This window comes from Rhizobium terrae (assembly GCF_003425685.1).
GTDB lineage: Bacteria > Pseudomonadota > Alphaproteobacteria > Rhizobiales > Rhizobiaceae > Neorhizobium > Neorhizobium terrae.
This window is the reverse complement of record NZ_QJKM01000022.1, coordinates 14,544-34,389: the sequence shown is the minus strand read 5'-3', so window position 1 is coordinate 34,389 and position 19,846 is coordinate 14,544. Positions and strand designations below refer to the sequence as shown.

Here is a 19,846-nt window from a genome sequence, read left to right as displayed (position 1 = left end):
AGATAAATCACCTTGTATTTGTAATGCGGCAAAGCCTACTGGCACAACGATGTATACCGCCAACCAGACAAAGACGACGCTCAAGTGCCAAGGCACAATGAAGTCAGCCCCGGGGTCGCAAGGTCAATCGCAAAGAAAGCAGGGTGGGCCGACTGAAGCCCATCCTCTCATCGCCGGTTAGCCGGGCCGGGCGCATGGCATTTTGCCAGACCAACAATCAGGGAAGCATTTCTCGCGAGGCAATGCGCCGTCTCATCCTGATCGCCGCGCTATAGTTCATACACTAATACGATCATTCGGCGATACACATAAGCCTCGGCCTTGCTTTCGGCTCATGGCGCATCTATTATGACCACACTGTAGTCACTGAAGGTGATCCAGATGAAGGTCTTGCAGTTGAGAGACGCCAAATCAACATTCTCGGCGATTGTCGAAGCCGCTGAACACGGAGAGCCGACCATCGTCACCAAACACGGCCGGCCGGCCGCCATGGTGGTTCCGGTGGAGGAGGGGCGTCGGATCTATCCCGACAACCCGCCGAGCTTTGCCGATCTGCTGATATCGATCCCCCACGGGCTTGAATTCGAGCGGGACGAGGAACCTGCCCGTGAGATCGAACTGTGAAATCGTGGCTGCTCGACACGAACGTCATCAGTCAGTTGGCGCCGACAAAAGACGGCCATGTCCGCGCCGAGCCTCCCCTCCTGGAATGGCTTCGGGATAGGACGGATGTCCTGTATCTCTCGGCGGTCACTGTTGTTGAGATTTCGGCCGGGATCGAAAAATTACGCGCGGCCGGGGTAAAAGACCGGGCAGAGGCGCTCGAGCGATGGCTCGATCGCATTCTCGCCTATTACGGCAACAGGGTACTGCCCCTCGACAGTGCCGTTGGGAAAGTGGCCGGCGCGCTTGCGGAGCGAGCAAGAGCTAATGGACGTCATCCAGGCTTTTCGGATGTCTTGATTGCGGCTACGGCCGAGGCACATGAGCATTGCTTGCTGACCCGGAACATCCGGCACTTTGAACCGCTGCGCCTGAGCATTTCACTTGCCGATCCGCTTGCTCCGGAATTTGAGGGCCGACTGCTTTGATGAGACGGCGGGCGGGAGGAGGATACGAGGGGAGGGGCGCGGGCTCTCCCGCCTGGTCTCCGGTCGGGCCGATTCCGGCCGAAGCCAGCAATCGCTAGCAACGCGGCTAGTCAAAAGCGTTTAGTGGAAAGAACCTCGAACGTGTTGGCAATCGTCGCGACGGCCCGGTCGTAACTGGCAAGGCTGACGCAGGCGATCAGAGCGTCGATGATCGCGAGCTGCGCGATGCGGCTGGTCATCGCCTCGGTGCGGAATTGCGTTTCCTTCGCCATCGTGTAGAGGACGATATCGGCATAGGAGAGCAAAGGAGATCGCCCGAAATTGGTGATGCAGACGGTCGTCGCCCCGGCCTCCTTCGCCAGCTTCGTGGCGGTGACGGTCTCGTGCGTCGAGCCCGAATGCGAGATGGTGATGGTGACGACATCGTTGCCTGTCAGCGAGGCGCTGATCGCCTGGAGATGCGAATCGACCAGAACCTTCGATTCTATGCCGATACGCACCAGGCGGTAATTGGCGTCTTCGGCGATGGGCGCGGCGCTGCCGATGCCGTAGATTTCGACCCTCCTTGCCTTCAGAATTGCCGTCACGGCGCGGGACATGGCGACGTGATCGATTACCTTCAGGGTATCTTGCAGAGCCTGCATGTCGCTTCGGAAGATCTTCTCGATGACGGTCGATGTCCCGTCGTTCCGGCTGACATCCTCGTGGATGAACTGGACCGGCTGGACGAGGTCGCGCGCGAGCGCGATCTTGAGTTGCTGGAACCCTCTTGCGCCGAGCTGCTGGCAGAGGCTGATGACGCTTCCCTCGCTCGCCTGGGCGCTTTCAGCGACTTCCGTCACCGACATGTGAACGACGTCCTGGGCGTTTTCCACGATGAAGTCGGCTATGCGTGCGGCCGTCGGAGGCAAGGAGCCCTTGAGCACCCGAAGACGGTCTAGGGCCCCTTCAAGGGCTGGCGCCTTTTCGGCTTTTGAGCGTAGTTCCTTCATGGCCTGCCTTTCCGTACCATTGTATTCCCGGCGCATTCCGCCTGTGGCGACAAGGATGGATTGCCTGTCGTTGGCGAGGGAGTTACCGAGGGCTTGTGTTCACCGATGTGAACGTAGCGGATCCCCATTCTGGCAGCGCCGGCTCCGTCGGTCTCGTGATTGTCTCCAACCATGATTGTCCGCCGGGCCTCCGTTCCCACAACGCTCAGGCCGCGGCGGAACAGATGCGCCTCCGGCTTTCCAACGACCCGGTAGGGGACGTTGCCGGTGCAAGCGAGTATGGCGGCGGCGAGCGATCCGGTTTCCGGCACGATCAAGCCGCCGGGGCTCGGATGCGTCAGATCCGGGTTGGCGACGAACAGCTGGGCTCCGTTCAGCACCGCATTGGCGGCAAGCCGCAGTTTTTCATAGGAGAAATTTCTGTCGCGCCCAACGACGACGGCGTCAACGCGCTCGTCGGACGGAACCAACTTTCTCTGAACGGCAAAATCACTTAGGGCGCCGCTGCAAAGGAGAAGAATGGCCGCGCCCGGCAGTTCCTCGCTCACCAGCTTCAGGGTTTCAGCCCCTGCCGTGACAATCCGCTCGGCGGGAACGTCGAGGCTGAGATCGGCCAGCATCGCGGCGATCTGTGATGGGAGATGTTCGGCATTGTTGCTGACGATCGCAAAATTATGCCGCGCTTCGGCAAGCATCGCACGGGCGTCCGGCAAGAGCGCCCCACCGCTGAGCAGCGTGCCGTCCAGATCGAACAAGTAGCCGTCGGCTGCCTCTAATTCATTCAACATTTCAGTTCTTGCCCGCATTCAATCCTGACAAATCTTCAGTCGAGCATTCGTCGAAATGAGCGACTCGCAGCAATACCTTCAGCGGAAGAGGCCATCTTCATCCTCGATAGAGACCAGACCGCACGATCGAAGCATTTGTCTCGCCATCATATGAGATTTCATCAGAAACAAAAGAGAAATATAATGAGCTTATTTCATTCGTCTGTCACACAAGGGGTGTATAAACCCCCGGTCTTCAAAGGAGCCGGCGATGGCGGAGATTTCGATTGCGAATATCAGTAAGTCATTCGCGGGCACGATCATACTCGAGGGTGTGTCGCTCGACGTCGCGAATGGAGAGTTCCTGACGCTCGTTGGTCCCTCCGGCTGCGGCAAGAGCACGCTGCTGCGGATTATCGCGGGGCTTGAACATCAGGATTCCGGCACGATCGCCATCGCCGGTTCCAGCGTCGATATGAAGGCACCCAAGGCGCGCGACCTGTCGATGGTCTTCCAGTCCTATGCGCTTTATCCATACATGACGGTCGAAGAGAACATTTCGCTCCCTCTGACGATGCGGCGGATGGGCACTCTCCAGCGATTACCCCTCCTCGGTGGGCTATTGCCGGGCGCGGGAGCGATCCGGCGGGAAATCGCCGTTGAGGCACGACAGGTCGCCGAGAGCCTCGGCATCGCGCATCTTCTGTCCCGGCGCCCCGGCCAGCTGTCCGGCGGACAGCGACAGCGGGTTGCTCTGGCGCGAGCGATGGTGCGCCAGCCGCAGGCCTTTCTGATGGACGAGCCGCTTTCTAACCTCGACGCGAAGATGCGCGTTAAAGCTCGCGCTGAAATCTCCGAGATGCATCGCCGGCTGCAGGCAACGTTCATCTACGTCACGCACGATCAGATCGAAGCGATGACCATGTCGGACCGCGTCGCGGTGATGATGCACGGGCGTCTGCTGCAGGTCGATCCGCCCCAACGCATCTATGACGAACCGAAGACCCTCGAAGTCGCGCGCTTCATTGGTACGCCCGAGATCAACGTTCTTCCCGGCACCGTCCGGCACGACGGCGCGATCGAAGTGTTCGACAAGATCTGGCCTGTTGTCGTCGATGCCGGACGGCATGCGCCCGTTTCCGTAGCCGTCCGTCCGGAAGTCTGGGAGGTGGCACAGCAGCCCGGCGAAGGCTCGCTTCTCACGGGCACCGTGAGGCACATCGAGCTGCTGGGGTCGGAAACGCTGCTCCATGTCTCCTTTGCCGGCTCCGCCGCTTCCGTTGTCGCCCGCGTCGAGCCAACCGTCGCCACACGCTATCGGCTGGGCAGCCCGATCCATCTTGCCGTTGATCCCGCGCGCATTCTCGTCTTCACCGAAAACGGGAAGAGAGCGGCGACGCTGACGCGTTCCGTCCCGTCGCAGGTGAGGAACCTTCATGGCTGAGCTCGCAACGGCACGGCACCGGTCGTCGGCTTCGTCGGCGAGCCGGCGGCTGATTGGCCGATGGGTGGCGGAGACCGCGACGGCCTGGTCGCTCGCCGGTCCGGCTGTCGCTTTGATGTGGCTTCTCCTGCTCGGTCCCGCCGCTGCCGTCGTCCTCCTGTCCTTCACGGACTGGTCCTTCGGTCAGCCCACCATGTCCTGGATCGGACTCGGCAACTTTCGCGAGATGGTTGCGGACCAGCTGTTCCGGACCTCCTTCCTCAACACGCTCGTCTATGTCGCCTTCACGATGCCGCTCTCCGTTCTTCTTGGTCTCGGAGCAGCGTTGCTGATCGAGAGCGGCACGTCCGGGCGCGGCTTCTACCGCACCGTGTTTTTCCTGCCGGTCACGGCAACGCTTCTGCCGATGGCATTCGTGTTCCAGTTCGCCTATTTCCATCCAACCGTCGGGATCATCAACCAGACGCTGTCGGCCTTCGGGCTTCCGACGCGGGACTGGCTCCGGGACCCGGACACGGCGCTGCTCGCTTTGGGCGTCATTGGCATCTGGCAATCGGTCGGCCTCAACATGGTGCTGTTCCTGGCCGGCCTCAAGGGAATTCCGAAGGACCTCTACGACGCCGCCGCCCTGGACGGTGCCGATGGTGCCTGGGAGCGCTTTCGCAGGGTGACATGGCCGATGCTGGGCCCGGCGACGCTTTTCGTGTTGACCGTCACGGCGATCAAGTCGTTCCAGGTCTTCGACACAGTCATCGCGCTGACCCAGGGCGGACCCGGCAATGCGACGAACGTCCTCCTTTTCCAGATGTACCAGGAAGGCTTCTCTTTCCTGCGCTCGGCTTATGCGTCGGCCCTGACCTGCGTCTTCCTGCTCTTCGTGCTCGTCCTCACTCTGCTCCAGGTCGTGCTGGTCGATCGCAAAACCCATTACGGATGACCCATGAGAACCAGCATCGCAGCCGCCCTGTTCAGGCACCTCATACTTGCAACGGGCGCCGTCCTGATGGTGCTTCCCTTCGTACTGATGGTTTCGATCAGCCTGAAGACCGAGGGGGAGATCTATCACCCGCAGTTTTCCCTCCTGCCGACCAGCCCCGACGGGATCGAGAACTATGTCGCGGCTTTCGCGATGCAGCCGCTCTGGCGTTATCTCCTGAATGGCGTCCTCGTCTGCGTCGGGATATTCCTAGCCCAGGCGCTGTTTGCACTTCCCTGCGCTTATGCGCTCGCCAAGTTGCGCTGGCCCGGCCGCAACCTCACCATGGCTTTCGTCCTGCTCGGCCTGCTGATCCCGCCACAGGTTCCCGCCGTGCCGGTCTATATCATGCTGTGGAAGTTCGGGCTGCTGGACAGCTATGCCGCCCTGATCCTTCCTTCTGCCATTTCGGTCTTCGGCATATTCCTGATGCGGCAATTCTTCCGCACGGTTCCTGACGACCTCATCAGCGCCGCCAGAATGGACGGGCTTTCGGAGGTTGCGATCGTCTGGCGCATCATGCTGCCAACAGCCATTCCCGGCCTGATCGCCTTTGGCATTCTTTCGGTTGTCGGCCACTGGAATGACTTTTTCTGGCCGCTCATCGCCATTCAAACGCCCGAGCTCGCGACGCCGGCGCTTGGCGTCATGTTCTTCGTTACCGCTGAAGCCGGCACCAATTTCGGTCGTCTCATGGCGGCGGCGACCGTGGTCAACGCCCCGCTCGTCATTGCCTTCCTGATCGCCCAGCGATGGTTCATCGACGGCCTCACCATGAGTTCCATGAAATAATCATCATTCTCCGAGGAGTTTCGACATGAAGACCAGCATCCCCGTCACCCGCCGTCAGATCCTTGCCGGAGCTGCTGCCGCCGGCAGCGCCGTTGCCCTGCCTTCCTACCTGCGCGCGCAGTCCAGCGTGACCGAGATCGAGGTTCAGTACCAGTCACCCGTTGTCTTTGACCCGGCCATGAAGGAGATCGCAACCGCTTTCTCAGCTGCCAATCCGAACATCCGCGTCAAGTATCGCGCCCCCGAGCCCGGCTACCCGGAACTGCTCCAGCGCAGCCTTCGCGACAGCATTACCGGCACTCTTCCAGATGTCGGACTGCATGGATTGAACCGGCAGCGCGCGCTGCTGGACCGAAACCTGCCGGTCGATCTCACGCCGTTCCTGAAGTCTGATCCGAAAGTCGCCGAGCTCGGCTATAAACCGGCGCTTCTCTCGGTCGGGCAGCTCGAAGGCAAGCAGGTAGGGATCGCCTTCGGCATGTCCCAGCCCGTCTTCTATTTCAACGCCGACCTCGTGAAGAAGGCTGGCGGCGATCCGCAAGCTCTGCCCGCGGATTGGAACGGTTTGATCGAACTGGCGAAGGCGATCGACAACGCCTCCACCAATACGAAGGGAATGTTCTATCGCTGGAGCATGGCGGGCGACTGGGCTTTTCAGGCGCTTATCCGTTCGCATGGCGGAGAGTTCGTCGACAAGACCGGCACGAAGGTCCGCTTTACCGAGGAACCGGGCCAGAAGGCGCTGCAGCTCCTGCAGCGCTTCGTGGACGAGGCCAGGATGAAGGACCTCAGCGACCAGGTGATGTATCAGGAAATGTTCTCCGGCCGCCTCGGTTTCATGAACACGTCGAGCGCCGAACTCGGCCGCTTCCATCGCGAGATCGGCAACCGTTTCCCGCTGGTCGGCGCGTCCCATCCGATCTCTGCAGACAACGGCACCGTGCCGGCGGGCGGCTGCGTTGCGATGATGTTCTCCAAGGGCGAGGCAAAGCAGGCGGCTGCCTGGGAGTTCATCAAGTTCGCCACCGGCCCGATCGGCGCGAGTTCGATGGTGAAGCACCTCGGATACATTCCCTCGACAACGGTTCCGGCCGAGCGCGAGGACATGCTCGCCAAGCTTTACCGGGATGATCCTCTGCAGAAGCTCGGCGCTTCGCGCACCGACAAGATCACCGGCTGGTTCGAGTTTCCGGGACAGAACGGCCTGAAGATAACACAGACCATCGTCGACGGCCTTTATCCGGTCCTCACCGGCAAGAAGTCCGGCGATCAGGCGCTAGCCGATCTGGGCCAGGCGGTCCAGGGCCTGCTTCCCCACGCCTAAGCCAGCGCCGGGACCGCCACCCCCTCGGGCCGGTCCCCATCGCGGACGCCGCCGTTCCCACGCGGCGTCCTTCACGCCCGGTCAAAGGCACAGCCAATTTCGAGGTGATCGTTCGCCTCGGTTCGATCACGAAGGAAAACGAACATGGCCCCCGTACGCGTCGCACTTATCGCCGACATCCATCATGGAACGGACAAGTTCACTAAGAAGGGTAGCACCGCGCTTGCGCTGATGGAGGAATTCCGGCGTTTCGTCGCCGAAGCAAACCCCGATGCGGTCATTGATCTCGGCGACCGGATCTCCGACGTGGACCGCGAAACCGATCTGAGGCTTGAGCGTGAGATCGCCGAGGCCTTCAGGCCGATCGTACGGCCCGTCTACCACATCTGCGGAAATCACGACCGCAACTGGCTTTCGGTTGCGGAGAACGAGGAAATTTTCGGACAACCCCTCGGCCACCGGACGATCGATCTCGGCGGATGGCGCATCGTCCTTTGGTCGGCCGACACGCTGGTGAGAACGGATGGCTTCAAATTAAGCGAAGGCGACTTCATCTGGCTGGCGGGCGTGGTGCGCAGCGCCGATCGTCCGCTGGCTATCATGAGCCACGTACCGGTCTCCGGACATGCTCAGGAAAGCAACTATTATTTCGAGCGCAATCCGCAGTTCTCCTGCTATCCGAATGCCGATCGCGTTCGCGCGCTTCTGCGTGCCGCGACCATCCCCGTCGTCTGGTTCTCCGGTCATGTGCATTGGAACACTGTGACGATGGTTGACGGGATCCCGCATGTGACCGTCCAATCCCTGACGGAGACCTTCACATGCCATCCGGAGCCCGCCGGAACATGGGGTCTGCTTGAGCTCGATGACAAGGTAACCTGGGAAGCATTCGGGCGCGACCCCTTCCGCTTCGGCATCGATGCGGCCGCCACCGCCCGCCGCTGGGTCGCTCCGTTGCCTTCTTTTTTGGATGTTCCCGAAATCAGGTCTGAGGTCGAGTTTAAGCGGTGAGGGACAAGGACGGCATTGAGTGGGTGGCGTCGGCTGTTAGGAGGCTCGCGCAGAATCTCTCGAGCTGTCTGCTCTGTGAACCGCGCCGGGTGACGTAGCCCGCAGGTAAAGGGGATTGAGGCGAGTTGTTACGCCAAGATGGTTCCCGAGGCTGAAGTATTGGAAGGCTGAGGAACACGAACCGGTTAACCCGCATCTGAGGGCTGAAAGGTCGCCTTCGCCTACATGCCTTAACAGGCGAAATGCTGATGATGTCGCCAGACACGTAAGACGGCGTGCATCTACACGCGAGCACAGATGTAAGGATGCTCGCGGTGGGTCATGGGAGGAATGCAGCCATCGGCATGCCCCCAATGATCGATCTGCGGCATAGGGTCATGATACATGTGCAGACACCGCGTCCTTAATCATCCGCCGCGCAAAGCGGGTTAGGTCTGGTCTTCCTTGTCTTGAACCGACGTCGATGAGGGCATATCCAGCAATGCCGCGTAGCGAGCGATCGCCGCTGGAATAGACAATTGTAGACAAGGTTCGATCCGTGGCGGATGGGGAACGTTTCGCCGCGCGAATGCTTCCGCCGATTTAAATGGCTGGGTTTGAAAGTATCGCAACTTTTCCCCGAAAATCGGAGCTTGACCCTCGACAAGAAGGATCATCTTGTCGTCCGGCATTTGCCGAATTTCTTGCGGCATCATCAGGTCGCGCTCTCGGATCTGTTCGGTCTTGGTCCGCCGGGGCAAACCGAGCAACTCGATGGTCCGCGATTCAGACTGATATCGGATGGTGCGCTTGCCAAGCGCCCGAGAGGCATATTCGGCAGTTGCTTGGTCATTGGCTCCAAGGATCAGCTGATAGCCGCAATTGCCAAGCAGCGAGTGACGTGCCGTCTCGCCGTAGATTTCGTCGAGACTCTTCAGGTCCTGAATGATGAAAGCTAGCTTGATCTTGTACCCCGCGACATAAGGCATTTTCATCATGATCTCATCCATCCGCTTCAACTGGCGGAACTCGTCCAGGAGGAAATAGACGGGCAACGAGCTCTGATCATACTCTTGCTCCTGCAGCAGGATATTCATGACCTGTTGGACAAAGAGGGTGAGCAAGGGACGCAACAACGATATGTCCCGAATATTAGGCGCCAGGTAGATCGACATCGGCCGGCGCTGCAGGGCGCGCAGGTTCATATCGGTGAAGCAGGTCGCGGCAACAATCCGTTCGTTTTTGAATGGACGCAGGGCCTTTTGCACGTCAAGTAGAGCCGAAGCGGCAGCGCGCTCGGAAAGCGCGATATAGGAATTGAAGCTCTCGGTCGTGTACTTCGAAAGAGAAGGCTCCTTCTCCTTGACGAGCTTCATCAGCGCTTGCAGGTTAAGACCGGTATTGAAAAAGGAATTGACCTCCCCAAGGTTGCGGCGGTCGTGATAATGGGGGCTTTCGAGAATATAACTGAGGACGCCGGCTAGAACTTGCTGTGCTGTTGCCTGCCAAACGGAATTTTCGGAATCGATGTTCTCAGGAATAAGGATGGCGGCGATATTTTGAATGTCCGTGGTTCGATCGCCCCGCTCCATCCGCACGAAATCAAGTGGATTGTAGGAATTTGTCCGTTCGGACCCTGGTGCAAACAGGAATACCTGGCTGCCGTTGCGGCGGCGATAACCAGCGGTGGCCTTGAAAATCTCGCCTTTCAGGTCGGTGACGATCATCGACCCTTCGTGCAACAAAGCGTTGGGAATAACATAACCGACGCCCTTGCCGGAGCGGGTCGGGCCGATAACTAGATGGTGCCGATCGTCGTCGACACGCAGAATTCTACTGCCGCTGCGCCCAAGGATATGTCCCCGCTTTCGAAACCACTTGCCGCGCCGAAGCGAGGACCTGTCTTGAAACGCAGCATCACCCAAAGGACTGCTCTTGGTCCGAATGCCAATATGAGCGACGAAGCCGGCAACCAGCAATGCTGGCACTGTCGCGCCGAGAGCCACCTTTTGCAAAGCGCGGTTCGTCTTATAAAACCAGAGCTGTTCGACCGCGGCAAACGGGTTGTCTGTCAGCGTTGCTTCAAGAATGCGGCCGTCGTTGTAGAAGAGCTGAAGGCAAAGGCCGTAACCTAGCATCCAGACCGGAAGCGCGATGCCCAGGCAGAAGGCGAGATAAAAGGCCCTGAGCTTCCCGGTCATAGCTCATTCCTGGCAAGGAAGATCTCAGAGACGCCGCGTCTCCCGCCCTCGCGGCGGAGCTGGATAACGATCGGTATGACCATCTTGATGTAAGCCATCAGATCTTGCCTGGAAAATCCCGTTGACAGCCCGTTTTGCTGGACCATCATGGCAATCTGTTCATAAGCGCCAAGCGGCGTGTCGGCATGCACTGTCGACATGCTGCCCGGATGTCCTGTATTGATGGCGCGAAGGAAAGAGAAGGCTTCCGCGCCGCGGATTTCTCCAACGAACACGCGGTCGGGCCGCATGCGAAGTGACGCTTCGAGCAAACTCTGAATAGTCACGTCGGCGGAGCCTTGATCGCCCTTCGAGGCGACCAGGTGAACCGCGTTTTGCTGCGGTGGGAAAAGTTCTCGTGTGTCTTCAAGGGTGATGATCCGCTCTTGCGGATGGGCGCTTTTTAAACAGGCATTTAAAAATGTCGTCTTGCCGGACGACGTGCCGCCGCTGATTAACATCGACAGCCGCCGGCTGACTGCCGTCTGGATAAAATCGTAAATCCGATTGCCGCGCAGATGCCCAACCAGATCACGATCGACGTCGCTAAAACCACCGACCGAGACGGTGACCTTTTCCAGCCCTCCGGCATCTCTCAATTCCTCAAGCGTAAAATGACTTACCACCTGCTTTCGCACCGATACTGCACCGCCTTCGACCGCGGCCGGCGGCAGGATGATCTGAATGCGTTCGCCAGTTGGAAGCGAGGCACTCAAGATCGGTTTGGCGCGGCTGATGAATTGACTTGTCGCCGCCGCAACACGCTCGCCGAGGTTTTGGATTTCGCCGGCGGTTAGCCCGTCGATCAGATGATGTTCCATAAAGTTGGCGCCGCGCCGTTCGACATACACGTGCCCCGGCTTGTTGATCGCAATCTCGATCACCTCGGGATCGTTGAGGAAATGCCGGATGGGCTCAAGCGCGCGCTGGAGAAAGTAATCGCGATCGCGCCATGCCGGTGTCAGATTACCTGCCGCGCCGTTCACGTTGGATCTCCTTCATCGCCTGATTAACCGGATCGTCGTATAAAGCGCTAAAATCGAGATCCTGACGGACATAAACAAAGATGCGTTCGCCCTGGGCAACGCTGATGGTCGGTGGGATGCGAAGGTTCTCGGAAAGCACCGTATTTGCCATATCGCTAAAGGTTTCCGCTATGGTTTGGCGGGCAAGCTCGGCGCCGCGCTCACTGTCATCGCGGTTGCCGGACGACCGCGCGCTGCCATATCCGGTCAGATAACTGGCACCGGCTCCAACGACCGACAACATGATCGACGCGCCGAAGCGTTCGCGGAACTTGTTATCGACGTGACCGCTCAATCCGGATCGCCCGAGACTGTCTGCACCGATCGAGTTCAGCCGGACCGAAACACCATCGTCACGCAGGAGACGAGTCCATATGACAAAAACTCGCCTTTGGCCGCGGGTCACCTCGGACTGATATTCTCCGATAAGGCGCGTGCCAGTCGGGATCAGGACATGTCGGCCATCGAATGAATAAACATCTTCGGATGTGATTGCCCTGATCTGACCGGGTAAATCGCTGTTGATCGCGGTCTCTAAAATGCCTGGAATGAGGGTGCCTTCAGGAATTATTGCGTCGATCCGCTCGATCTGGCGTGCCGTGGCGCGGCGATCGGCAAGGCCGGCGGCTGTGTTGAGATACTTGTTGTTGCGGTCCTCTCCAGCGGCTACCAGAGTGGAACCATCGCTGCTGCTCAAATTATCATCGCGAGTTCGATCGCCTTGTTGGTCGAGCGTGATCAGGCTTGAGCGATACCGCTTCGGAAAATCCTCCTCTGCCGGTTGGGGCGCCGCCAGAGGCTCCATCGCCGCCGGCGGGGGAGGGACCTCAAATGTCGTGGGCTGCGTATTGGACATATCCGGGGGTGGAGGCGGCAGTTGGATGATCGGCTGCGGTGGTTCGGGCTTCGGTTTTTCAAGTTCCCTGAGGAAGGAGGGCGGCCGGAACGTCGTTGTTTGAAACTCCTCGTCGCTTTGAAGATTGTCCTGCGACTTTTCTGTGGTGCTCGTCAGCGTGAGATAACCGGCAATGACACCACCAATAAGCAACGCCACCATTCCCAGGGCTTGATTTCGCCCGGCATTATGGTTGCCGATTGGCGTTTGATCGGCCGCCGCCAAGGCTTGAAGTTCGGGGCCCACTTTCATTGGTTGCCGCCGCCCCGCCGTTTTGTCGCCTTCACGTCAAGGACCGGCCCCAAAATGTCGGGATCCGGGTCACTGACATCCGGCTTTCCAAGGTTGAAGATGCAGGTCCATTGGTTGCCGTCTCGAAGTGTGTATTGCTGGGCGACGCCGTCAACGACGATGTAGTCGCCTTCCTTGCGAAAGTTGCGCAGCGTTTCCGAAAAATCCGCCTGCACGGCGAAGATTGCCGGCACGCTTGCCTTGAACTTAAAGAAGGTTTTCTTCCCGTCATCGAAGATCATCGATGGCTTGAGAGCGGGATCACCCGAAAACGAGTAGTCGATATTGACATTTGCCTTGTCGATGCTCGAGATATTCGGAAAGGCCGCCCGATGCTGGGCTTCCTCGCGCAATCGCGCGTTTAAATCCTTCTCCGGATAGAGGAAGCGAATGCCGAACACCTGCTTCCCATCTCTCGGCGCATAGTCATTGAGCTTTAGGAAATAGATCCTCTTAGTCGTCACGACGTTCATATTGGTGGCGACGTCCTTTGCGACTGGCTTCACGAAAAGAATGTTGCCCTTTTCTGAAGGGGCGACTTGCCAACTGTCTGTGTCGCCGAGCGAGATTGTCTCGAATTTTTCGTCCTCGTCGAAGATAATCATTGTCGAGATGCCATAGGTCGCAGACACCTCGACGACATTGTTGAGCTGGTAGACGACGCTAGTGACGCGCTGATCAAGCGAGCCTGGACGCGGCGCTTGTGCGGCAAAGACATTGGCGGCGACAAGAGAGCAGCAGGCTGCCTGAAGGGCGAACGGCTTCATCATCCGGCATCTCCCGCAGTTACCGTTTCCTGGTCGCGGCGGTAGTTATAGACTTGAAAGCCGAGGGGGTTTTCGAACCGCCACTCATTTGTCGCCGGTGTTTCGGTATAGCGATAACGCACGACCGCTATGAAATGGCGGACGATCTGCTCGGTGTCGGATTTTTCGGTGGTCGAGAAGCGGACGAGGGCCGTGCTTGAATTTGAAAATGTGACGGATTTCACATCGACGCTTACGGTCTTGTGTTTGCCATACACCTTCGCCGGATTGTCCTCTCGCGCCGCGCTATAAAGCTCCTGCAACTCACGGGCCGCAGCGCCGGTGGACAGCAAGGCGGCAAGTTCGAAATTGTCGGTGATCGCAAAGGGATCATATCCCTCGCGGGCGCGAATGTAACGGACCACATTGGCCTGGGTGACGGCTTGCTGATCGCTGAGCTTGGCGGGTCGGGTAAGCCCGGATTTGACCTCCAGATAGCCGGTATTCTTGTCGACTTCGACGATATAAGGCTCGAAGGTTTTGAGCGGCACCAGCAGGATGATGGCTGTCAGTGACAATAGAGTCATGGAGGCGAAGATAACGACGAGGAGCCAGGCAATCGCGCGAGAGCGTTTGGCGCTTTTCAGGATTTCTTGTTCCCATCGCTCGCCGTCTTGAAAATAGCTATGAAGAGCGGTGTCGTCCGATTTGGTCATTTCGCGCGTACCTCCAAAATCATCCGCGACGAACAACAACCTCAGTTGGGCAGGCTGTTGCTGGTGATGCGATTTTGCATTGCCTCAGCCGCTGCGTTGCGAATGTTGGTCCTCATCCCTTCCATCGTTCGCGTTCTGGCCTGCATGCCAAGATTGCCAACCGCGCCGGCCAATGAGCGGGATAATCCAAGCGCCGCTTTGGGCATGGTGAGCGCCATGAGATGTCCGGCGTTGCGCGCCATTCTGCCAATGCCCGCGGCGACGCCACCGGTAATGCCTTGAGCGAGCACTTGGATGTTAAAGAGAACGAAAGCGCCGGCGCAGCAAAGCAACAGGAAGGCCGAGACGTCGCTCAGTTGCAGACGCCTTTGGCCAGCAGCATCTGTCACCTTCGAAAGCTCCGGATCCATGGCGGCAATTAAAAACGCCGCTACGACATAAACGAATAGGGGGATTAACGCATAGGTTAGAACTTGCTGAACCCAGGCCACCCCAATGCCGCGGGACCGATCAAAGAGCATGCAGGCGATGAAGATCGGAGCTGTGCCCGTCAACACCCACATCATCACCTTCGCAAGCAGGAGGATCGCAAGCGCCACTGCGATGAAAACGGCAACGCATAACATGATCAAGAAACCGACCATCGAGGGCAGGATCGAAAGATAACCGGACTCCTCGGCAAATGCTGAGGCGGCCTGATTGGCGGTTTTCCAGATCATCGACAACCCATTGGTCGGCTCGGTGATACCGGTTCCGGTCGCTGCCAGGATCGCACGTCCCACGTCTTCGGGCGTATCATTCAGCCAGGTGTAAAATAGGTTGTTGAAATTTCCCCATTCACGAACAAGCGACAGGATGATGAGCATGCGCGTGACGCGGCCGATGATTTCGCCGATGCTCACCCGCGCGGTCCCGATCAGGAGCTGGAGACCGTAATAGCCCACATAGGCGATGAATAGGACCGTAAGTAGCGGCGCGATCTGGGTCGCTACGATCCCAAAGGCCGCTTCGGAGAAATGCGCACCTGTTTGCTCAACGCGTTCAAGGAGGTCGCCTAGAAAGTCGTGCATGCCGGGCTCTCTATCTATCCGCCAACGCGTCAATGGCCGCCAAGGCGGCGTTGGCGTCGCCGTTGACCTTCGTCATCTTGCCGCAGTCTGTTATTGGATTGGGCGCAAAGGATGTTAGCTCGGCAGGCCGCTTGCACGGTGCCGTTTTATCCTGAGAGGCGCTGCCGCAGCCGGCAAGGGCCGCGGCGACCAAAAAAACAAGCCTCTTGGCGATCATCATTGGTTACTCGTCTTGATAGCTGAGTGCTTTTTTTGAGTTCGACATATCCGTCAGCCGACGCTGGTTGTCGGCCTGCAGTGAGGAGACCGCGCCATTCATGACGCCGATCAGCTCGTTGATGGTCATGCCGGCCTGGACCTGAAGCTGGGTATTTTGATCGATCGAACCTTTAATGTCTTGGCTCTGCCCGATGCTGGCGCCTGCTCGCTCAAATGCGACGCGGCGATTTTGAACCGCCTGATGCGATCCGGCGACGAGTGCGGCCACACCAAGCACCGTCTTGACCAGCTCCTCATAGGATTTGTCGCCGGAATAACCGCTATTGTTCTTGCCTGACAGGTTTTTGACCAGCTGCAGACCGTTGAGAAGCCTGGTGGCAACTTGTGCAGCGTCGCCCTTCATAGCCCCGAAATTCACCGTCTCGCTGGAAACAAGACTATCGAGTGGCGGCATTTGGGAGACACTGAAGCCGTCGCCGACGGCAAGCTTTTGCATCGGACTTGCCTCGCCGGCGCGGTTTCCGGTCACCGCCTTCAGCGTTTCCTCGGCGGTCTTTAGAACCTGCTTATTCGTTTCGAGGATTTCGTCCGTCGTGCGCGAGGTTTTTTCGGCGACCTTCAAGTTAGCATTGTCGATGACGGGCACCTGCGCGAGCGCGGGTGATGTAATCGACAGCAAGGACACTATGAGTACCAACTTCTTCATGACAGCTCTCCTCATTGAGCGTTTAACATCAGTGCGATATCGGCTGAGCGCTGACGCGGTAGAACACAAGCCCTCGCAATCGAGCTCCACTCCAGTCCCTGGTGCGGATCGCAAGTTCCGGCTGTGTCAGGGTCGTCCTTACTTTCGTGACCATCCTCGGTATCGACCGAGCGCGATGAGCCTGACAGGCCGCTGACCTTGACCGCGCTACGGGAATGAAACAGATCAGTCATGGTTGCGCCAAGGCGAATGACCTGGTTCATCATCTCAAGGTTTGCGATGCGGGCGCCGGCATTATGATCCCAGCTATCCTTAAGCGTGCCGGCCGGCATTTCGCCCAATTGTCCCAACCAAGACGCGACATTGCCGCTGCTATCGGAAATCGCCCGCGAGGTGGCCATTGAGGTGATCGTGGCGTTACGCATCCCGATATAGGCGATTGAACCGCCGCCGTAATTTGCCGGAATGTCAGAGACGTTCGAGCCGCCAAAGGCTGGTAGCCATTTTTGTGTGATTGCCGCCACGTAACCCTGCGTTTCCCTAAATGGTGGGATGCCACCATAAGTCTGCACGCGGCCGGGACCTGCATTATACGCGGCCAGCGCCAACGACCTGTCGCCGTTAAACTGCTGAAGCTGCTGCTTAAGATAACGAGCGCCGCCGGAAAGGTTTTCTTCGATGTCATAGGGATCGACGCCAAGCTCTCGCGCCGTTTCCGGCATCAGCTGCGCCAGGCCAATTGCGCCTGCCGTCGATTTCGCGCAGGGGTTAAAACGGCTCTCCTGGTAGACCAAAGCGAGAAAAAGGCTTTCTTCGACATTTTCTTCCCGTGCGATACGTTTTACGAGACCGGCGATTTCAGGATTGGCGGTGGCGCTCGAAGCTGCATCGCCTGGGTGACCCGGCCGATAGATCGCGCAAGTAACACTCTGGTTGACAGAAAAACGGCGGTTATCGGTGCCCTCGATCTTTGAAGTGGTCTCATCACGATTGGCATCGCTCGACAAAATGATGCGATCGATCACCGGGACTTGCGCCGGCGCTGGACCGCCGGCGCCGAACGCCAAGGAAAGGCCGAGCACCCATAGAGCAGGCCGTTTGCTCATTGGTCCGCCCCCCAACCGCAGAACCGGTCAAGCCAACGGTCCGGTGCCTCGCCATGATTTTCACGCAGGCGCGCGCATTCTTCGATTGTCTCCTTGCGCCCTGAAAGCACCTTGACGAGATCGGGCATCGTCGAAAGGTCAAGCCTCGCGATAACGGAATCATTGCCGTGCTTAATCAGGAATGTTCGTTTTTCAGGGGGCGTGGTCCTGATAAAATTGAATTCCTTCATCGTCAGGCCGAAGCGCTTGACGTAACTTTCCTCATCTGCGCGCGGGTTGGGGAAGTGAATATGGGTGGCTGTCTGCTCAATCAGCGTATGGGAGACTTTTGCCCTTGCAATGTCAGCGGCAGATTGTGTGCCGAAACCGACAATGCCATTCAGCTTTCGCACGGTCTTCATCTTGTCGACGATGAAATTGCTGAAGGTCTCGTCCATCAGAAGCTGCCAGCCCTCATCCATGAAAAACATAGTGGGCGTGCCATCGAGTAGCTCGTCGAGCCGGTGATAGAGATACATCAGGACTGGCGTGCGGACGTCCTCGTTGGTGAGAATGTGGGTCATGTCGAAACCGAAGACCCGGCCGGCCGAAAAGGCAAGAACGTCCTGTGCCGCATTAAACACCCAGCCCTTCTCGCCGTCGATCCATGGCCGCAGCCGCGCGTGAAGGTCATTGGCATCCGCCCGCGATCGCCCCACCAAGAGGCCCGACAGGTTGGCGAAATTGCGGGCTGGCCTTGGTTCTAACATCAGGCGGACAATCGCCCGCTCGAGTGTATCTTCGTCCTCCTGCGTGAGGTCGCCGCGGTCTCCAGAACGCAGCATTGCCTTTAAGAGCCGCAGCAGAAAATCGCGGTTCGGACCGGTGTTTTCGAGCTGAAGCGGGTTAAAGCCGGTCGGCGTTCCCGGTGAAAGGATCTCGTATGAGCCTCCGATCGCCCGCACGAAGATCTCCGCGCCATGATCTTTATCGAAAAAGACCGCCTTTGGTGTGGGCAAAACACGCATCGCCTGCGCCATTAGGAAGGTTAAAGCGACGGTCTTGCCCGATCCGGTCGGGCCGGTGACCAAAAAATGGCCGATGTCGCGGCGATGGAAGTTGAACCAATAAGGTGTCTGGGAGGTCGTTTCGAGAATGGTGATCGGCGATCCCCAATGGGTGCGGTCGGCCTGTCCCGCTGCAAAATTATGCATTGCCGATAGCCCGGAAAAATTCGCGCTCGATAATAGCGCTTTGCGGGCGATATAAGCGTAATTGCCAGGAAGCTGCGCCCAAAAGGCCGCTTCGAGGTTGAGGTCCTCACGCAGCCAGTTGATGTTCATATCGGTCAGGCAGGCACCAAGTTCACTAACGCTTCGGCCAAGCCCCTCGAGGTCGCGCGACAGGCATAAAAGCGACAGATGATGGAAGCCAAACACTGCTTCCTGGTTCATCAAGCTGTTCAAAGCATGGTCGATATCTTGCTCGACCGAGCTTCCCGCTTCGTCCGACGCCCTGATTTGCCGTTGCAATCGGCTTATCCGCTCGTGCGCAATCGGCTTGTCAGCAATAGTGAAGGATTGCGTCAGCACGAATTCGTGGTTCACCTGGAGCAAGCCGTCGAGCATGCCCGGACCGGTGAACGGCGGATATTCCTTAACCGACAGCATTGCCCCATAGCGACTGTCTTCATCGCTGGCCGCTTGTGCCTGCATTGTCCTCCTGGCGAAATGCAGGCGGGCGGCGCCGATATAGTTCCGGATTCCGATCCGCGGTAACCGCATCTTGCGCGGCACACCGCAGGTCAAGATCATATTGAAGAATTCACAAGGCTCCGAATAGGGCTCTCCGTTTATCGTGTCGGCCAGTTCCTCATCGCCTTGAGGGCCCTTCGACTGCCTCCGATAGATTATGCCGAGCGGGCGCGCCTCGTATTTGCCGAGATCCTGGACGAGATTGCCGACAAGTTCCTCGAATTCGGCAACCTCTTCGCCCATTCGTTTAAGCTGGGTGTCCTTATCCACCTGTTCCCAAAGCGCCTTAACGGTGCCGCCGACGCCGAGCATGCCTCGCATGCCCGACCGCAGGAGCGTCAGATAGATCTCGTTCCTGAACATCCGTTTGTCATGCAATTGCTCCAGGTAACGCCTGTTCAAACGCGCACAAAAGGCGTTTTCGAAAACGCCCCTGATTTCGGGTTCGACTTGTCTGCGCATCACCGTTGACCAAAGTGCATAACGGCTGGACCCGAGCGCGCGGATCATCGTGTTTTGCACCACCGAGCGCATGTTGAGCTCAGCCTGGTCTTCGGTCTGAAAAAACAGGCCCTGCAGTTTGATGACGCTGAGCAGGGAGCCATTCTCAAGCCCGATCACCGTATCAGACACATGTCGCAGATAGGGGATGTGCCGCGACATGGATCGTTCGCCGCGAGCGACGCGGCCAAACCCGAGTTCTTGGCTGACGATCTTCAACAT

At 58.4% G+C, this 19,846-nt stretch carries 19 protein-coding genes; 7 read left to right on the top strand and 12 right to left on the bottom strand.

The window, feature by feature from the left end:
• The first annotated feature begins 381 nt into the window (after positions 1-381).
• Positions 382-624, top strand: a complete 243-nt coding sequence (locus DMO26_RS29090; protein ID WP_117195820.1) for a type II toxin-antitoxin system Phd/YefM family antitoxin — start codon at positions 382-384, stop codon at positions 622-624.
• Positions 621-1,091: a type II toxin-antitoxin system VapC family toxin gene (locus tag DMO26_RS29085; protein ID WP_117195819.1), complete on the top strand. Its 471-nt coding sequence runs from the start codon at positions 621-623 to the stop codon at positions 1,089-1,091. The genes DMO26_RS29090 and DMO26_RS29085 overlap by 4 nt, the downstream gene beginning before the upstream one ends.
• A gap of 110 nt (positions 1,092-1,201) precedes the next feature.
• Here DMO26_RS29085 and DMO26_RS29080 read toward each other — a convergent pair whose 3' ends face one another.
• Positions 1,202-2,083: a MurR/RpiR family transcriptional regulator gene (locus DMO26_RS29080; protein ID WP_117195818.1), complete on the bottom strand. Its 882-nt coding sequence runs from the start codon at positions 2,081-2,083 to the stop codon at positions 1,202-1,204.
• Positions 2,080-2,871 (bottom strand): HAD-IIA family hydrolase, encoded by a 792-nt coding sequence (locus DMO26_RS29075; protein ID WP_162895100.1) that lies wholly within the window; start codon positions 2,869-2,871, stop codon positions 2,080-2,082. The genes DMO26_RS29080 and DMO26_RS29075 overlap by 4 nt, the downstream gene beginning before the upstream one ends.
• A gap of 250 nt (positions 2,872-3,121) precedes the next feature.
• Here DMO26_RS29075 and DMO26_RS29070 point away from each other — a divergent pair, with 250 nt between their 5' ends.
• From DMO26_RS29070 to DMO26_RS29050, 5 genes are all read left to right on the top strand, one after another.
• Entirely contained in the window at positions 3,122-4,294 is a 1,173-nt protein-coding gene (locus tag DMO26_RS29070; protein ID WP_117195816.1) for an ABC transporter ATP-binding protein, read from the top strand.
• A complete protein-coding gene (locus DMO26_RS29065; protein ID WP_117195815.1) occupies positions 4,287-5,231 on the top strand; it encodes a carbohydrate ABC transporter permease in 945 nt (314 codons plus the stop codon). Before DMO26_RS29070 ends, DMO26_RS29065 begins: the two co-directional genes overlap by 8 nt.
• 3 nt (positions 5,232-5,234) lie before the next feature.
• Complete coding sequence (locus tag DMO26_RS29060; protein ID WP_117195814.1) at positions 5,235-6,062, top strand: carbohydrate ABC transporter permease; 828 nt, start codon at positions 5,235-5,237, stop codon at positions 6,060-6,062.
• Between the two features lie 25 nt (positions 6,063-6,087).
• Positions 6,088-7,386: an extracellular solute-binding protein gene (locus DMO26_RS29055; protein WP_117195813.1), complete on the top strand. Its 1,299-nt coding sequence runs from the start codon at positions 6,088-6,090 to the stop codon at positions 7,384-7,386.
• 144 nt (positions 7,387-7,530) lie between these two features.
• Entirely contained in the window at positions 7,531-8,397 is an 867-nt protein-coding gene (locus tag DMO26_RS29050; RefSeq protein ID WP_117195812.1) for a metallophosphoesterase family protein, read from the top strand.
• A 428-nt stretch (positions 8,398-8,825) separates the two neighbouring features.
• On the opposite strand, the gene DMO26_RS29045 is transcribed toward DMO26_RS29050, so the two are convergent.
• From DMO26_RS29045 to DMO26_RS29000, 10 genes are read right to left on the bottom strand one after another with little or no spacing between them, the layout of a single operon-like run.
• Positions 8,826-10,577 (bottom strand): type IV secretory system conjugative DNA transfer family protein, encoded by a 1,752-nt coding sequence (locus DMO26_RS29045; RefSeq protein ID WP_226951455.1) that lies wholly within the window; start codon positions 10,575-10,577, stop codon positions 8,826-8,828.
• A complete protein-coding gene (gene virB11 / locus DMO26_RS29040) occupies positions 10,574-11,602 on the bottom strand; it encodes a P-type DNA transfer ATPase VirB11 (RefSeq protein WP_117195811.1) in 1,029 nt (342 codons plus the stop codon). The genes DMO26_RS29045 and virB11 overlap by 4 nt, the downstream gene beginning before the upstream one ends.
• Complete coding sequence (gene virB10 / locus DMO26_RS29035; protein ID WP_117195810.1) at positions 11,583-12,788, bottom strand: type IV secretion system protein VirB10; 1,206 nt, start codon at positions 12,786-12,788, stop codon at positions 11,583-11,585. The genes virB11 and virB10 overlap by 20 nt, the downstream gene beginning before the upstream one ends.
• On the bottom strand, positions 12,785-13,594 hold the full coding sequence (locus DMO26_RS29030) for a TrbG/VirB9 family P-type conjugative transfer protein (protein ID WP_404947096.1): 810 nt from the start codon (positions 13,592-13,594) through the stop codon (positions 12,785-12,787). The genes virB10 and DMO26_RS29030 overlap by 4 nt, the downstream gene beginning before the upstream one ends.
• A complete protein-coding gene (locus DMO26_RS29025) occupies positions 13,594-14,289 on the bottom strand; it encodes a virB8 family protein (protein ID WP_117195808.1) in 696 nt (231 codons plus the stop codon). Before DMO26_RS29025 ends, DMO26_RS29030 begins: the two co-directional genes overlap by 1 nt.
• Positions 14,290-14,330: 41 nt before the next feature.
• Positions 14,331-15,359 (bottom strand): type IV secretion system protein, encoded by a 1,029-nt coding sequence (locus tag DMO26_RS29020; protein ID WP_117195807.1) that lies wholly within the window; start codon positions 15,357-15,359, stop codon positions 14,331-14,333.
• 10 nt (positions 15,360-15,369) lie between these two features.
• Positions 15,370-15,576 carry a hypothetical protein gene (locus tag DMO26_RS29015; protein WP_404947097.1) on the bottom strand — a complete coding sequence of 69 codons (207 nt, stop codon included), beginning with the start codon at positions 15,574-15,576 and terminating at the stop codon, positions 15,370-15,372.
• Between the two features lie 6 nt (positions 15,577-15,582).
• The gene (locus DMO26_RS29010) at positions 15,583-16,284 is read right to left on the bottom strand and encodes a conjugal transfer protein (RefSeq protein WP_117195805.1); all 702 of its coding nucleotides are present in this window, start codon (positions 16,282-16,284) and stop codon (positions 15,583-15,585) included.
• Positions 16,285-16,295: 11 nt separating this feature from the next.
• A complete protein-coding gene (locus tag DMO26_RS29005; RefSeq protein ID WP_117195804.1) occupies positions 16,296-17,390 on the bottom strand; it encodes a lytic transglycosylase domain-containing protein in 1,095 nt (364 codons plus the stop codon).
• Entirely contained in the window at positions 17,387-19,846 is a 2,460-nt protein-coding gene (locus DMO26_RS29000) for a VirB4 family type IV secretion/conjugal transfer ATPase (protein WP_117195803.1), read from the bottom strand. The genes DMO26_RS29005 and DMO26_RS29000 overlap by 4 nt, the downstream gene beginning before the upstream one ends.